Here is a 14,032-nt window from a genome sequence, read left to right on the forward strand (position 1 = left end):
GTCGATCCGGATCGATCTGGGACCGCCGAGGGGGCGCGAGCCATGACCGACCAGGACTTCTATCCGGGGCTCACGCCCGGCCATCTGGGCGCGCCGGTGCTCGAACCGGAGGGCCGTCCGCCGGGCGCGCCCCGTCCGCGCTTCGATGCGCCGGATCCGCACCGACGGCGCAACGGACTGGCCTGCGGGCTCACCGCGCTCGCGCTGATCGCGGTCTTCGGCGGGATCGGGCTGACCGGCTACACCTGGTTCCAGGCGCAGCGCAGGCCCCCGGCCGCCGCCGACTTCGCCGGGCAGGGCACCGGCAGCGTGCAGGTCTCGGTCCCGGAGGGCGCGGGCCTGTCCCAGATCGCCTCCGCGCTGGTCCGCAACGGGGTGGTGGCCAGCTCGCTCGCCTTCACCCGGGCCGCGAAGGGCAGCGCCGCGGCGGCCGGACGGATCCAGCCCGGGACGTACACGCTGAAGCAGAAGATGTCGGCCGCGGCGGCGCTCGCCATCCTGATCGACCCGGCCAACGCCAACGGCCTGACCATCCCCGAGGGCTGGCGCGGCTACCAGATCTACGCGGCCATCGACCGGAAGCTGAACCTGCCCGCGGGCACCGCCCAGAAGACCGCCCAGGAGCAGGGCGCCGAGCTCGGCCTGCCCGAGTTCACCAACGGCAGCCCGGAGGGCTACCTGTTCCCGGCGACGTACAGCGTCACCGACGCCACCACCGCCTTCGACCTGCTGAAGCAGATGGTGGACCGGGCCGGCAAGGAGTTCGGCCGGGACGACGCCGCCGTGGTCGCGCAGAACCTCGGGCAGAGCGTGTACGGGCTGATCACCGTGGCCTCCATGGTCCAGGGCGAGGCCGACAACACCGAGGACATGGGCAAGGTGGCCCGGGTGATCTACAACCGGCTGGCCAAGGGCATGCCCCTGCAACTGGACTCCACCATCAACTACGCGCTCGGCCGGTCCACCCTGAACACCTCGGTGACCGACACCAGGCTGGACTCCCCGTACAACACCTACCTGCACGCCGGGCTGCCGCCGGGCCCGATCTCCAACCCCGGGCGGCAGGCGATCCTGGCGGCGCTGGACCCGACCCCGGGGGACTGGCTGTACTTCGTCACCGTGAAACCGGGGGACACCCGCTTCACCGACAGCTTCGACGTGCAGCAACGCAACGTGGCCGAGTTCAACGCCAACCGGGCGGCGGCCAAGCCGAGCGCCCCGGCCACCGGCCCGGCTTCCCCGGCGGCCTCCGGTCCGGGGGCCGCGGGCGGGGCCGGTGCGCCTTCCGGCCCCGGTGCGGGGACGCCGTGACGGTGTCGGGGGCGCCGTAACGGTGTCGTGTGCCGACGGTGAGATCGCTCACTGACGGTGCGTCCGCCCGGGCGGGGGTAAGGCTGCGGTACGGTAACGTCTCCCTCCAGGCGCTGCGCTAGCACGCCGGTTCGAGAATCAGCCGGGACGACGCCGTCCCGGGCGGCCGGTTCGATCCTCCGGTCGTCACCGTCGGTTAAGGGGATCGATGACCGATCTGGGTGGGGGCTACGGCCCCCAGGGCGAGCCGTGGCACCCCGGTGATCCCGGGTACGACGGCCGGCAACCGGTCCCCGGCCAGCACGACGGCCAGTGGCAGCAGCAGTACCCGCAGCAGGGCCAGGCGGCCCCGCAGCAGCCGTACGGGGACGTGCAGCAGGGGTACGCGCAGCAGTCGGCGGCGCCGCAGATGCAGCAGCAGATGATGGCGCAGCAGGGCTACCCGCAGCAGCAGATGCCCCAGCAGCACGCCCAGCAGCACACGCCGCAGCAGGCGTCGATGCAGCAGCAGGGCTACCCGGGCGGTCAGCAGGGCTACCCGCAGCAGATGCCGCAGCAGGGCTACCCCCAGCAGGGGTACGCGCAGCCGCAGCAGCCGATGCAGCAGGGGTACGGGCAGCAGCAGATGCCCCAGCAGCACGCGCCGCAGCACGCCCAGCAGCAGACGTCGATGCAGCAGCAGGGCTACCCGCAGCAGCAGGCACCCCAGCAGCCGGCCCAGCCGCAGGCACCCCAGCAGCAGGCCCGGCCGCAGCAGCCGGCCCCGGCGCCCGCGCCCGCCTCCGGCCCCGGCCCGGACGGGATCGACTGGGAGGCCGAGGCGGCCGCGCTGGAGGCCGGCACCGACCCGGTCGGCGCCGCGCGCGAGGGCGGGACGGACGAGTGGGACGGCCACGAGGACGTCCGCCACGAGGACGACGGCTACCTCGACGAGCACGCCGAGGCGGGGGAGGCCGGCTTCCTCGGGGAGCAGGACGACTCCCGCGAGGCCCAGAAGAAGCGCAAGGAGAAGGGCAAGAAGTCGGGCCGCCGCAACGGCGGCGCCTGCCTGCTGGTCGCCCTGGTGCTGCTCGGCGCCATGGGCGGGGCCGGCTGGTGGGGCTACGGCTTCTACCAGAGCCACTTCGGCCCGCCGCCGGACTTCACCGGCGAGGGCAGCGCCCCCGTCCAGGTGGAGATCAAGAAGGGCGCGGTCGGCGGCCAGATCGGCAAGGCCCTGAAGGACGCCGGCGTGGTCAAGAGTGTCGACGCGTTCACCAAGGCCTGCAACGCCGAGCCCAAGTGCGGCACCATCCAGTACGGCTACTACGGGCTGAAGAAGGAGATGCCGGCCGCCGCCGCGCTCAAGGAGCTGCTCGAACAGGCGGGCGGCGCGGCGATCGTGGTCCCGGAGGGCAAGAACTCCACCGAGATCTACGCCCTCGTCGACACCAAGCTGAAGCTGCAGCCGGGCACCACGGCGGGCGTCGCCAAGGCCCAGGTCAACGACCTCGGCCTGCCGCCGTACGCGAACGGCAACATCGAGGGCTTCCTCTGGCCGACCCGCTACAACATCGCCGACGGCATGAAGCCCGAGGACCTGCTCAAGCAGATGGTGAAGAACGCCACCGAGAAGTACGCCGGCCTGGACGCCCAGGCCGCCTCGGTGGGGCTGAAGACCGGCTACGAGGTGCTCATCGAGGCGAGCATCCTCCAGCGCGAGGGCAACAACAAGGAGGACTTCGCCAAGATGGCGAAGACCATCCAGAACCGGCTGGCGGCCGGCGGCGAGATCAACCACCGGCTCGGCATGGACACCACCCTCCAGTACTCGCTGAACCGCAAGGACCTCGACAAGAAGGACATGGACGACGCGTCCAACAAGTACAACACCTACATCAACCCGGGCCTGCCGCCCGGGCCGATCTCCAACCCGGGCGACGACGCGCTCACCGCGGTGCTGCACCCGGCGGACGGCAAGTGGCTGTACTTCATCGCGATGTCCCCGACCAACACCCGGTTCGCCGAGACGAGCAAGGAGCACTACGCCAACGTCAAGGAGTACTGCCAGTCGGCCGGGCAGAACTTCGACGAGGTGCGCGGCCACTGCACCACCAAGAAGTGACCACGGCCGCAGGACAGTTCGCGGAGAGGCAGCGTTGACCAGCAAGCACCGTGCGGCCGTACTCGGCTCGCCGATCGCCCATTCGCTCTCGCCGGACCTGCACCGCGCCGCCTTCGCGGCGCTCGGGCTGGACGGCTGGCGCTACGACCGCTTCGAGGTCGACGAGGCCGGGCTGCCCGGGTTCGTCGCCGCGCTGGACGAGGCCGAGTGGGCCGGGCTGTCGCTGACCATGCCGCTGAAGCGGGCGGTCCTCCCGCTGCTCGACGAGGTCAGCGCGACGGCCCGCGCGGTGGACGCGGTGAACACCGTGGTGTTCACCGCCGACGGCCGGCGCACCGGGGACAACACCGACGTGCCCGGGCTGGTCAACGCGCTGCGCGAGCGCGGGATCGCCGAGGTGCCCGAGGCGGCCGTCCTGGGGGCCGGGGCCACCGCCTCCTCGGCGCTGGCCGCGCTCGCCCGGATCTGCACCGGCGAGGTGACGGTCTTCGTGCGCAGCGCCGAGCGGGCCCGGGAGATGCACGAGCTGGGCGAGCGGCTGGGCGTGGCCGTCCGCACCGCCGACTGGGCGCGGGGCGCCGAGGCGCTGGCCCGGCCGCTGACCGTCTCCACCACGCCGGTCGGCGCGACCGACGTCTTCGCCGACGCGCTGCCCGCCGAGCCGGGCGCGCTGTTCGACGTGCTGTACCACCCGTGGCCGACGGCGCTGGCCGCCGCCTGCGCCGGGCGGGGGGCGACCGTCCTGGGCGGGCTGGACCTGCTGGTGCACCAGGCGGTGCTGCAGAGCGAGGCCTTCACCGGGCAGCGGCCCGGGCCGCTGGCGGCGATGCGCGAGGCGGGGGAGAAGGCGCTCGCCGGGCGCTGAGCCCCGGCACCGGGCGCCGGGGGCCGACAAGGCCCGGGTTCCGACGGCAGGCCCGGGGTTCCGGGCGTGGCCCCGGGGCGTGGGCCCCGTGTTGCCGGGTGGTTCCCGGCCGGATCGTGGCCGGTTGCTGTCCGTCACGCGGACTGTGCTCCCGGGTGCTGCTGGGGCATGAAAGGATTCAGGCACAAGGCACGCCCGGGGCGGGCCCCGGCGGTGCCGAGGTCCGGTCCGCTGATGAAGGAGCTCCGTTGGGTACGTTGCGCTGGCTGACGGCGGGGGAGTCGCACGGCCCCGCACTCGTCGCGACGCTGGAAGGCCTGCCCGCCGGTGTACCGGTCACCACCGCTGTGGTGGCCGACGCGCTGGCGCGCCGCCGGCTCGGTTACGGCCGCGGGGCGCGGATGAAGTTCGAGCAGGACGAGGTGACCTTCCTCGGCGGCGTCCGGCACGGTCTGACCATGGGCAGCCCGGTCGCGATCATGGTCGGCAACACCGAGTGGCCGAAGTGGGAGCAGGTCATGTCGGCCGACCCGGTCGACCCCGAGGTGCTGGCGGGCCTGGCCCGCAACGAGGCGCTCACCCGCCCCCGGCCCGGCCACGCCGACCTGGCCGGCATGCAGAAGTACTCGATCGACGAGGCCCGGCCGATCCTGGAGCGCGCCAGCGCCCGGGAGACGGCCGCCCGGGTCGCGCTGGGCGCCGTGGCCCGCGCGTACCTGCGCGAGGTGGCCGGGATCGAGATCGTCAGCCACGTGGTCGAGCTGGCCGCCGCCAAGGCGCCGGCCGGCGTGCTGCCGCTGCCCTCGGACGAGGCCAGGCTGGACGCCGACCCGGTGCGCTGCCTGGACGCCGATGCCTCGAAGGCGATGGTCGCCGAGATCGACCAGGCCCACAAGGACGGCGACACCCTGGGCGGCGTGGTCGAGGTGCTGGCGTACGGCGTGCCGGTGGGCCTCGGCTCGCACGTGCACTGGGACCGCCGCCTCGACGCGCGGCTGGCCGCCGCGCTGATGGGCATCCAGGCGATCAAGGGCGTCGAGGTCGGCGACGGCTTCGAGCTGGCCCGGGTGCCGGGCTCCAAGGCGCACGACGAGATCGTCCCGACCCCCGAGGGCGTCAAGCGCACCTCCGGCCGCTCCGGCGGCACCGAGGGCGGCCTGTCCACCGGCGAGGTGCTGCGGGTGCGCGCCGCGATGAAGCCGATCGCCACCGTGCCGCGGGCGCTCCAGACCCTGGACGTGCGCACCGGCGAGCCGGCCAAGGCGCACCACCAGCGCTCCGACGTCTGCGCGGTGCCGGCCGCGGGCATCGTCGCCGAGGCGATGGTCGCGCTGGTGCTGGCGGACGCGGTGAACGAGAAGTTCGGGGGCGACAACGTCTCCGAGACCCGCCGCAACGTGCAGGGCTACCTCGACCACCTGATCATCCGATGACGAAGCCGGTCATCGTGCTGGTCGGCCCGCCCGGCAGTGGCAAGTCCACCGTCGGGCGGGTGCTGGCCGAGCGCCTGGGCGTCGGCTTCCGGGACACCGACGCCGACGTCGAGGCGACGGCCGGCAAGCCCATCCCGGACATCTTCGTCGACGAGGGCGAGCCGCACTTCCGCGCGCTGGAGGCGGCGGCCGTGCGCGCGGCCGCCGAGGGGCACGACGGGGTCCTGGCGCTCGGCGGCGGCGCGGTGATGGCCGAGGCCACCCGCGCGCTGCTGCGCGAGCTGCCGGTGGTCTTCCTGGAGGTCCCGCTCGGCGACGCCGTCAAGCGGGTCGGCCTGGACGCCCCGCGCCCGCTGCTGGCCGTCAACCCGCGGGCCCGCTGGCGCGAACTGATGGAGGCCCGCCGCCCCCTGTACCTGGAGGTGGCCACCGCCGCGGTCGACACCGCCGGGCGCACCCCGGAGCAGGTCGCGGACGCCGTACTGGAAGCACTGGAGCTGAAGACCCCCCATGACTGACACCACCGTCAGGATCCACGTCGGCGGCAGCGCCGGCCACGACCCGTACGACGTGCTGATCGGGCACCAGCTGCTCGGCGAGCTGACGCCGCTGATCGGCACCCGGGCCAAGCGGGTCGCGATCATCCACCCGGAGGCGCTGACCGCCACCGCCGACGCGATCCGCGAGGACCTGGCCGGCGAGGGCTACGAGGCCATCGTGCTCCAGGTGCCCAACGCCGAGGACGCCAAGAGCGTCGAGGTCGCCGCGTACTGCTGGTCGGTGCTCGGGCAGACCGGCTTCACCCGCAGTGACGTCGTCGTCGGCCTCGGCGGCGGCGCCACCACCGACCTGGCCGGCTTCGTCGCCGCCACCTGGCTGCGCGGGGTGCGCTGGGTCTCGATGCCCACCACGCTGCTCGGCATGGTGGACGCGGCCGTCGGCGGCAAGACCGGCATCAACATCGCCGAGGGCAAGAACATGGTCGGCGCCTTCCACCCGCCGGTGGGTGTGCTGGCCGACCTCGACACCCTGGAGACCGTGCCCCGGCACGACTACGTCTCCGGCCTGGCCGAGGTCATCAAGTGCGGCTTCATCGCCGACCCGGCCATCCTCGACCTGATCGAGGCCGACCCGGAGGGCGCGAAGACCCCGGCCGGGCCGCACACCGTCGAGCTGATCCGCCGGGCCATCCAGGTCAAGGCCGACGTGGTCTCCGGGGACCTCAAGGAGTCCGGCCGCCGCGAGATCCTCAACTACGGCCACACCCTCGGCCACGCCATCGAGCGCAACGAGCGGTACAAGTGGCGGCACGGCGCCGCGATCTCCATCGGCATGGTCTTCGCCGCCGAACTCGGCCGCCTGGCCGGGCGGTTGGACGACGAGACGGCCGACCGGCACCGCACCGTGCTGGCCTCGGTCGGCCTGCCGCTGAGCTACCGGGCGGACGCCTGGCCGAAGCTGCTGGACGCGATGAAGATCGACAAGAAGTCGCGCGGCGACCTGATCCGCTTCATCGTCCTGGACGGCCTGGGCAAGACCTCCGTGCTGGAGGGCCCCGACCCGTCGCTGCTGGTCGCCGCGTACGCGGAGGTCTCGGCGTGACCAGGGTGATGGTGCTCAACGGCCCCAACCTGGGCCGGCTGGGCAGCCGCGAGCCGGACGTCTACGGCGCCACCTCGTACGCCGGGCTGGTCGAGCGCTGCACCGCGCTGGGCAAGGAGTTCGGCTTCGAGGTCGAGGTGCACGAGACCAACTCCGAGCAGCAGATGGTGGAGTGGCTGCACGAGGCGGCCGACGGGCAGGTGCCGGTGGTGATCAACCCCGGCGCGTTCACCCACTACTCGTACGCGATGCGGGACGCCGCCGCCCAGCGCACCGCGCCGCTGATCGAGGTGCACATCTCCAACCCGTACGCCCGGGAGACCTTCCGGCACACCTCGGTGATCGCCGCGGTGGCCTCCGGCACCATCGCCGGCTTCGGGCTCGGCTCCTACGAGCTGGCGCTGCGCGCGCTGGCCGAGCGGCTCACCACCCGCTGAGGGTACGGGCGGTGGCCCGGCGGCGGACTGTGCCCGCCGCCGGGCCACCGTGTAGTGTCCCTGCCGAGAGGTGTCGGGAGGTGCCGTGACGCAGTACGCCGGAGGCGGGCAGGTCCCGCCGCGTCCCGTCGCTCCACCGGTGCCGCCGGGGAGCGGGACACGGGGGACGATATCGGGGGCGCCGCTCTCCCCTCCCTCCGCGCCGCCGGTCCGGCCGGCGCCCACCGCCCCCGCGGCTCCCGTCGCTCCCGGGCCCGCCCCCGCGGCTCCCGTCGCTCCCGGGCCCGCCCCTGCGGCCCCCGTCACTTCGGGGCCCGTCGCTCCCGGGCCCGTCGCGCACCAGGCCCCCGCGTCCGCTCCCGTGCCGAGCGCCCCGGTGCCCGCCGGCGGCACCGGACACTTCGTGCTGCCGTCCGGCGCGCCCGTCCAACTGCCCGCCCACCCGCCGCGGCAGCACGCGCCCACCGGGCCGATCGCCGTCCTGCTGATCGGACCGGCCGGGGCCGGCAAGACCACCGTCGCCCGCCACTGGGCCGAGCGGCGGCCCACCCCGACCGCGCACATCAGCCTGGACGACGTCCGGGAGTGGGTGCAGTCCGGCTTCGCCAACCCGCAGTCCGGCTGGAACAACGCCTCCGAGGCGCAGTACCGGCTGGCCCGTCGCACCTGCGGCTTCGCCTGCCGCAACTACCTGGCCAACGGCATCTCCTGCATCATCGACGACGCCGTCTTCCCGGACCGCCCGGCGATCGGCCTCGGCGGCTGGAAGCGGCACATCGGCCCCGGCATGATCCCGGTCGTCCTGCTGCCCAGCCTGGACTCCGTGCTGCACCGCAACGCCCGGCGCAGCGGCAACCGCCGCCTCGGGGACGAGGAGGTGGCCCGCATCCACGGGCGGATGGCCGGCTGGTACAACTCCGGGCTGCCGATCATCGACAACTCCTACCTGGACGTCGCCGGGACGGCCGCCGAGCTGGACCGCGTCATCCTGGCCCGGCTGATGGGCATCCCGGTCCGCTGAACCGCCGCTCGCCGGCCCGCCGGTCTGCCGCTCCCGGCCCGCTGACCTGCGGCGGCGCGGAACTGTCGGCGCCGGCTGCGATGATGGACGGGTCCTGTCGCAGCGCCCGGAGGAGCTGACGCCCGTGCCCGAAGGCCACATCATCCACCGCCTCGCCACCGAGAACCGGAAGGCCTTCGGCGGCCGCCCGGTACGGGTCTCCAGCCCGCAGGGCCGGTTCGCCGACGAGGCCAAGGTGATCGACGGGCAGCTGCTCACCGGCGCGGAGGCCACCGGCAAGCACCTCTTCCTCGGCTTCGAGGAGGGCGCCTGGGTGCACGTCCACCTCGGCCTCTACGGCGGCTTCACCTTCGGCACCGGCCCGGCGCCCGAGCCGGTGGGGCTGGTCCGGCTGCGGCTGGAGAACGAGGACGGCTACGCCGACCTGCGCGGCCCCAACACCTGCGCGCTGGTCACCGAGGCCCAGAAGGCCGCCGTCGCCGCCCGCCTGGGCCCCGACCCGCTGCGCGCCGACGCCGACCCGGAGGCCGCCTGGCGCCGGATATCGGGCAGCCGCACGACCGTCGCGGCCCTGCTGATGGACCAGAAGGTGCTGGCCGGGGTGGGCAACGTCTACCGGGCCGAGGTGCTGTTCCGCCACGGCATCGCCCCGCACCGGGCCGGGCGCGACCTCACCCGCCGGGAGTGGGACGCGCTCTGGGCCGACCTGGTCGCCCTGATGCGCGAGGGCGTCACCGCCGGCCGGATCGACACCGTCCGTCCCGAGCACACCCCCGAGGCGATGGGCCGTCCGCCCCGGGTGGACGACCACGGCGGCGAGGTGTACGTCTACCGGCGGGCCGCCATGCCCTGCCTGGTCTGCGGCACCGACGTGCGGACGGAGGAGCACGCCGCCCGCAACCTCTTCTGGTGCCCGGGCTGCCAGGCGGCGTGAGCGGGAGCCGATCGGCGGCGCGTGCCGCCCCGGTGTCCCGGACAGCCCTTCTGACCTGCGACGATGGACGGGGTGCGCGCCGATCCGCGCGCCCCCTGTCCGCACGGCCACGTGTGAGCGTGGAGCGAAAGGAAGTCCCATGATCTTCATCACGGTCAAGTTCCCGGTCCGCCCCGAGCGCGCCGACGAGTGGCTGAGCCTGGTCGACGAGTTCACCCGGGCCACCCGCGAGGAGCCCGGCAACCTCTTCTTCGAGTGGTCCCGCAGCGTCGAGGACCCCAACGAGTTCGTCCTGGTCGAGGCGTTCCGCGACGGCGAGGCCGGCCGGGAGCACGTGGAGTCGGCGCACTTCGTCAAGGCCATGGAGGACCTGTCGTACGCGGTGGCCGCCAAGCCGCGGATCGTCTCGACCGAGATCCCGGGCATGGACGGCTGGGCGGAGATGGGTGAGATCACCCCCCGGTGACCTCCGAGTGCCCCTCCGGCCGGGTGCCCAGCCCGTAGGCTGGGGCCCGGGCGGCCGGAGGGAGCAGGCGGATGGAGCGGCGCGAGGTGGCCAACACCGTGTCAGGCACCACGGTGGGCGGCCACGTGGTGCAGGCCGGGAGCATCGGGTCGCTGCACCTCCACCAGCCGCCGGAGGTGGCGACGCCCCATCAGACCAGGCCGCCGCGGGAGACCTTCGTCAACCGCGAGCCGGAGACCGCCGTGCTCACCGCCGCGTTGCGGCGGGTCGACGAGGGCGGGCTCGCCGTCGTGGCCTTCACCGGACTGGGCGGGGTCGGAAAGACCGAGCTGGTGGTGAAGTTCGCCACCGAGCGTGCGGCGCACTTTCCGGGCGGCGTGCTGTACGCCGACCTCAAGGCCTACCGGCACCGGGCCGGGGTGGACCTCGCCGGGGTGCTGGAGATGTTCCTGCGCGCGCTCGGGAAGGAGCCGCCGCGGGAGGAGGCGGCGCGTTTCGCCGAGTTCCGCACGGCGACCGCCGAGAAGCGCTGCCTGATCTTCCTGGACAACGCCGAGCATGCCGCCGAGGTCCGCGCCCTGTACCCGTCGACGGGGCTGATGGTGGCCGCGAGCCGGGAACGCCGGCTGAGCGCGCTGCGCCTGGACGGGGCCGAGGTGCGGGAGTTGGACCGGCTCAGCGCGGCGGCCGGTGCGGCGCTGGTGCGTGGCTGGCTGGGGCCCGAGCGGGGCGCGGACGGAGAGATCGCCGCACTGGTCGAGCGCTGTGCGGGACTGCCGCTCGCGCTGAACGCGGTAGGGGGTCAGCTGCTGGGCCGCTCCCGTCTGAAGGTCGGCCAGGTGGTGGCCGAACTGCGGGACCAGGAGCGGAGGTTGACCGTGCTGGACAACGAGGAGGGAAACCTCCGGCTGACCTACGACCCGGTGTACGAACGGCTCTCGCCGCAGGCCCGCGCGCTGTACCACCTGATCGGCGTGCATCCCGGTCCCTTCGTGTCGGCGGAACTCGCGGAAGCGGTGGGCGTCGAACGGGCGGAGGAAGCCCTGGACGAGCTGCACCTCGTGCACCTGCTGGACGAGGTGGTGGACGCGGCCCCGGGGGACCGCTTGCAGGCCCACGACGTGGTGCGGACGCACGCGTACGCCTGTGCACGCGAACTGCCGGACCGGGACGGGCTCCTGGAACGGGACGTGGCGTACTTCCGGAGCCGGGCGTCGCTCGCCGACCGCGCGATCGGCAGGAACAGGCTCCGGTTGCAGGACCCGAGCGGTGACGACCTGCCCGGCTTCGCGTCGGACGCCGCCGCCCTGGAGTGGCTGCACGCCGAGCGCGCCAACCTGCGCGCGGTGGTGGAGGCGGCGGCCGAGAGGGGCTGGCACGGGGAGGTGTGGCGGCTCTGCGAGTCGCTCTGGCCGCTGTACCACGGGCGCAAGCTCTACGACGACTGGATCGCCACCCACCGGCTCGGCGTCGATTCGGCGCAGTGGGACAGCCGGCCGGACGCGGTGGTCAGGATGCGCAACCAGCTGGCCCGCGCCCACCACGAGCGCGGGGAGTACCGGTCGGCCGCCGAGCAGTTGGCGCTCGCCACCGAGCAGGTCCCGCTGGTGACCGACCGCCAGGTGGTGGGCGTGCTCTACGAGACGGACGGTCTGCTCTGCCTGGCCGACGGCCGCCCGGGCGACGCGGTGGAGCGGTTCACCCTGGCCCTGGCGGAGAACCGGGGCGACGACCACGGCGAGATCGTCCAGAGCTACAACCTGGCACAGGCGCTGATCGCCGACGGCCGGGCGCAGGAGGCGCTGGCCGTGCTGGCCGGGGCTACCGCCCACGCCGAGCGGACGGAGGACGGTGACATGCTGATGAAGCTGCCGCTGGTCCGCGCCCGGGCCCACCGGGCGCTCGGGCAGCCGGACCTCGCCGTCGCCCACGCGCGGGACTGCGCCCGGCGGGCCGAGGCGCGGAGCCAGTACGCGAAGGAGGCGCAGGCCCACACCCTGCTGCTCGCCCTCGCCGAGGAGCTGGACGACGCGGAGCTGGCGGAGAGCAGCCGCGCGCGGCTGCGGGAGCTGTCGGACTAGCCGGTACGGAACGACACCCGGGTGCGGTGCCCGCCGGTGCGGACGGTGAGCCCGTGCTCGGGGAGGCCGGCCGGGTCGCCGCCGTCGGCGAGCCAGCAGGCGACGGCGGAGCCGAGCAGCAGCGGGTCGAGGCCGGGGTCGGGCCGGCCCCAGTCCGGTTCGGCGCGGGCCTCCAGCAGCGGGCCGGTGCGCAGCCGGAGCAGGTGGCGGGCCGGGCCGAGGGCGGCCACCGCGACGGCGAGGCCGGGCAGTTCGGCGGCGGTGTCGGCGAGCCAGCGGGCGGCGGGGCGTTCGGCGTGGGCCTCGGTGCGGGCGAGCACTTCGGCGGTGTAGCGCAGGGCGTCGCCCGGGTGCTCGTCGGTGAGGGCGTGGAAGCCGCGCGGGGTGTGGTCGTGCGGGTCGAAGGGGTAGCGCCGCAGGCTCACCTCCGTGCCGTCGGTGCTGCCCTGGACGTCGTACGCGGTGGGCCGTTCGGTGCCCCCGGGGCAGGGGACGGGCCGGGGATAGGGCGGCAGGGCCGGTTCGCCCCGGGGTTCGTCCAGGTCGTCCAGGAAGGAGTAGAGCAGCGGACGCAGCACCCGGGCGGATTCGCCGCGGTGGGCGAGGGAGCGGTCGGTGATCTCGCGCAGGCCGGCCGGGTCCTGGGCGGCGAGGGCCGGTTCCAGCTGGGCGGCGAGGTCCGCGTCCGGGTCGAGGGCGGGTGCGGCCTGGCCGAAGGCGTAGCCGGGGGAGTGCGGGTCGAGTTCGGCGGCGCCGGTGGCGACGAGCAGGGTGCGGTGCTCCAGGGCGGCGCCGTAGACGGTGACCGAGCCGTGGTCGCCGATCACGCAGTCGGCGGCGACCAGCGCGGCCTGCCAGCCCTGGTGGGGCGGGATCAGGCGCAGGCCCATCCGGCGGGCGTCGTCGAGCAGTGCCTCGGGGTCGTGGCGGCTCCACACGTTGGGGTGCAGGACGACGGCCACCGTGTACTCGTCGGCGGGCAGTTGGCGGACCAGCCGCTGGGGCAGGTCGGGGTGGCGGCCGAATAAGGAGTGCTCGCTCCAGGTGGAGCTGACGACGACGAGCCGTCGGCCGTCGACGGCGCCGAGCGCGGTGCGGTAGGCGTCCCGGGAGCGCCGGCTGGCGAGCATCCGGTCGAAGCACGGGTCGCCGACCACCCGGGCGACGTCCAGCGCCTCGGGGCAGGAGGTCCGCAGCCGGTCCAGCTGTTCGGGGTGGGAGAGCCCGAGGACGTCCACGAACACCCTTCCGCGGTGGGTGAGTTCGTTGCGGGACAGGCCGGCCGAGCTGACCGTGTCGCCGGTGGACTCGGTGACCAGGCGGTTGTAGCCGGCGCCGTGCGGGAGGACGACGAGGCGGGCGTCCAGCCGGTGCATGGAGGAGTGGACGGCGCAGGCGACGGCCAGGTCGAAGCGGCGGCGGACGGCGTCCTCCCAGTCCAGCACGGTGAAGCCGGGCAGGCCGTGCAGGTACTCGTCCAGGGCGCGGTCGGCGAAGGCGGAGCCGGGGTTGACGGTGAAGTAGCGCTCGACGCCGTCCGGGCTCAGCAGGGTGAGGACGTCCAGGACCCGGGTGGCCGAGGTGAGGGTGCGGGCGACCGCCAGCACGCGGGCCCTGACCGGTCGGGTGTTCCACCGGTCGGCGGGCCAGGCGTGGGGGTGGGACGGCACACCATGATCGTACTCATCCGCTCCGCTCGCGGCGCGGTTCCGAGTGCCGGTCAGGGGATCGGGGGGTCAGCGGGTCGGTCCGTGGCCGCGGGTCGGCGGGTCGGCGGG

At 74.2% G+C, this 14,032-nt stretch carries 12 protein-coding genes; 11 read left to right on the top strand and 1 reads right to left on the bottom strand.

The features are described 5' to 3' along the window. The first annotated feature begins 42 nt into the window (after positions 1-42). From mltG (ACFWP2_RS20720) to ACFWP2_RS20770, 11 genes are all read left to right on the top strand, one after another. Entirely contained in the window at positions 43-1,311 is a 1,269-nt protein-coding gene (gene mltG / locus ACFWP2_RS20720) for an endolytic transglycosylase MltG (RefSeq protein WP_380453350.1), read from the top strand. Positions 1,312-1,519: 208 nt separating this feature from the next. Next, positions 1,520-3,415, top strand: a complete 1,896-nt coding sequence (mltG, locus tag ACFWP2_RS20725; protein ID WP_380453352.1) for an endolytic transglycosylase MltG — start codon at positions 1,520-1,522, stop codon at positions 3,413-3,415. 34 nt (positions 3,416-3,449) lie between these two features. Next, the gene (locus ACFWP2_RS20730) at positions 3,450-4,280 is read left to right on the top strand and encodes a shikimate dehydrogenase (RefSeq protein WP_380453354.1); all 831 of its coding nucleotides are present in this window, start codon (positions 3,450-3,452) and stop codon (positions 4,278-4,280) included. Positions 4,281-4,528: 248 nt separating this feature from the next. After that, positions 4,529-5,713 carry a chorismate synthase gene (gene aroC / locus ACFWP2_RS20735; RefSeq protein ID WP_380453357.1) on the top strand — a complete coding sequence of 395 codons (1,185 nt, stop codon included), beginning with the start codon at positions 4,529-4,531 and terminating at the stop codon, positions 5,711-5,713. Next, positions 5,710-6,231, top strand: coding sequence for a shikimate kinase (locus ACFWP2_RS20740; RefSeq protein ID WP_380453359.1), 522 nt, complete (start codon positions 5,710-5,712; stop codon positions 6,229-6,231). The genes aroC and ACFWP2_RS20740 overlap by 4 nt, the downstream gene beginning before the upstream one ends. Next, positions 6,224-7,315 (top strand): 3-dehydroquinate synthase, encoded by a 1,092-nt coding sequence (gene aroB, locus ACFWP2_RS20745; protein WP_380453361.1) that lies wholly within the window; start codon positions 6,224-6,226, stop codon positions 7,313-7,315. Before ACFWP2_RS20740 ends, aroB begins: the two co-directional genes overlap by 8 nt. Positions 7,316-7,323: 8 nt before the next feature. Further along, positions 7,324-7,752, top strand: a complete 429-nt coding sequence (aroQ, locus tag ACFWP2_RS20750; protein WP_049653999.1) for a type II 3-dehydroquinate dehydratase — start codon at positions 7,324-7,326, stop codon at positions 7,750-7,752. Between the two features lie 139 nt (positions 7,753-7,891). Continuing rightward, positions 7,892-8,773, top strand: a complete 882-nt coding sequence (locus tag ACFWP2_RS20755) for an AAA family ATPase (RefSeq protein WP_380453625.1) — start codon at positions 7,892-7,894, stop codon at positions 8,771-8,773. Positions 8,774-8,897: 124 nt separating this feature from the next. Continuing rightward, positions 8,898-9,707 (top strand): Fpg/Nei family DNA glycosylase, encoded by an 810-nt coding sequence (locus ACFWP2_RS20760; protein WP_380453363.1) that lies wholly within the window; start codon positions 8,898-8,900, stop codon positions 9,705-9,707. A gap of 139 nt (positions 9,708-9,846) precedes the next feature. Then, complete coding sequence (locus tag ACFWP2_RS20765) at positions 9,847-10,173, top strand: putative quinol monooxygenase (RefSeq protein WP_360345515.1); 327 nt, start codon at positions 9,847-9,849, stop codon at positions 10,171-10,173. Positions 10,174-10,244: 71 nt separating this feature from the next. After that, positions 10,245-12,254 (top strand): hypothetical protein, encoded by a 2,010-nt coding sequence (locus ACFWP2_RS20770; protein WP_380453366.1) that lies wholly within the window; start codon positions 10,245-10,247, stop codon positions 12,252-12,254. On the opposite strand, the gene ACFWP2_RS20775 is transcribed toward ACFWP2_RS20770, so the two are convergent. Beyond that, positions 12,251-13,924, bottom strand: a complete 1,674-nt coding sequence (locus ACFWP2_RS20775) for a hypothetical protein (RefSeq protein ID WP_380453368.1) — start codon at positions 13,922-13,924, stop codon at positions 12,251-12,253. The two genes, ACFWP2_RS20770 and ACFWP2_RS20775, sit on opposite strands and share 4 nt — an antisense overlap. Positions 13,925-14,032: the final 108 nt, after the last annotated feature.

Source organism: Kitasatospora sp. NPDC058444, assembly GCF_042721415.1.
GTDB lineage: Bacteria > Actinomycetota > Actinomycetes > Streptomycetales > Streptomycetaceae > Kitasatospora.

Coding starts and splice junctions, on each gene's coding strand:
- mltG (WP_380453350.1), top strand. CDS start 43: ATGACCGACCAGGACTTCTATCCGGGGCTCACGCCCGGCCATCTGGGC.
- mltG (WP_380453352.1), top strand. CDS start 1,520: ATGACCGATCTGGGTGGGGGCTACGGCCCCCAGGGCGAGCCGTGGCAC.
- ACFWP2_RS20740 (WP_380453359.1), top strand. CDS start 5,710: ATGACGAAGCCGGTCATCGTGCTGGTCGGCCCGCCCGGCAGTGGCAAG.
- aroB (WP_380453361.1), top strand. CDS start 6,224: ATGACTGACACCACCGTCAGGATCCACGTCGGCGGCAGCGCCGGCCAC.
- aroQ (WP_049653999.1), top strand. CDS start 7,324: ATGGTGCTCAACGGCCCCAACCTGGGCCGGCTGGGCAGCCGCGAGCCG.
- ACFWP2_RS20765 (WP_360345515.1), top strand. CDS start 9,847: ATGATCTTCATCACGGTCAAGTTCCCGGTCCGCCCCGAGCGCGCCGAC.
- ACFWP2_RS20770 (WP_380453366.1), top strand. CDS start 10,245: ATGGAGCGGCGCGAGGTGGCCAACACCGTGTCAGGCACCACGGTGGGC.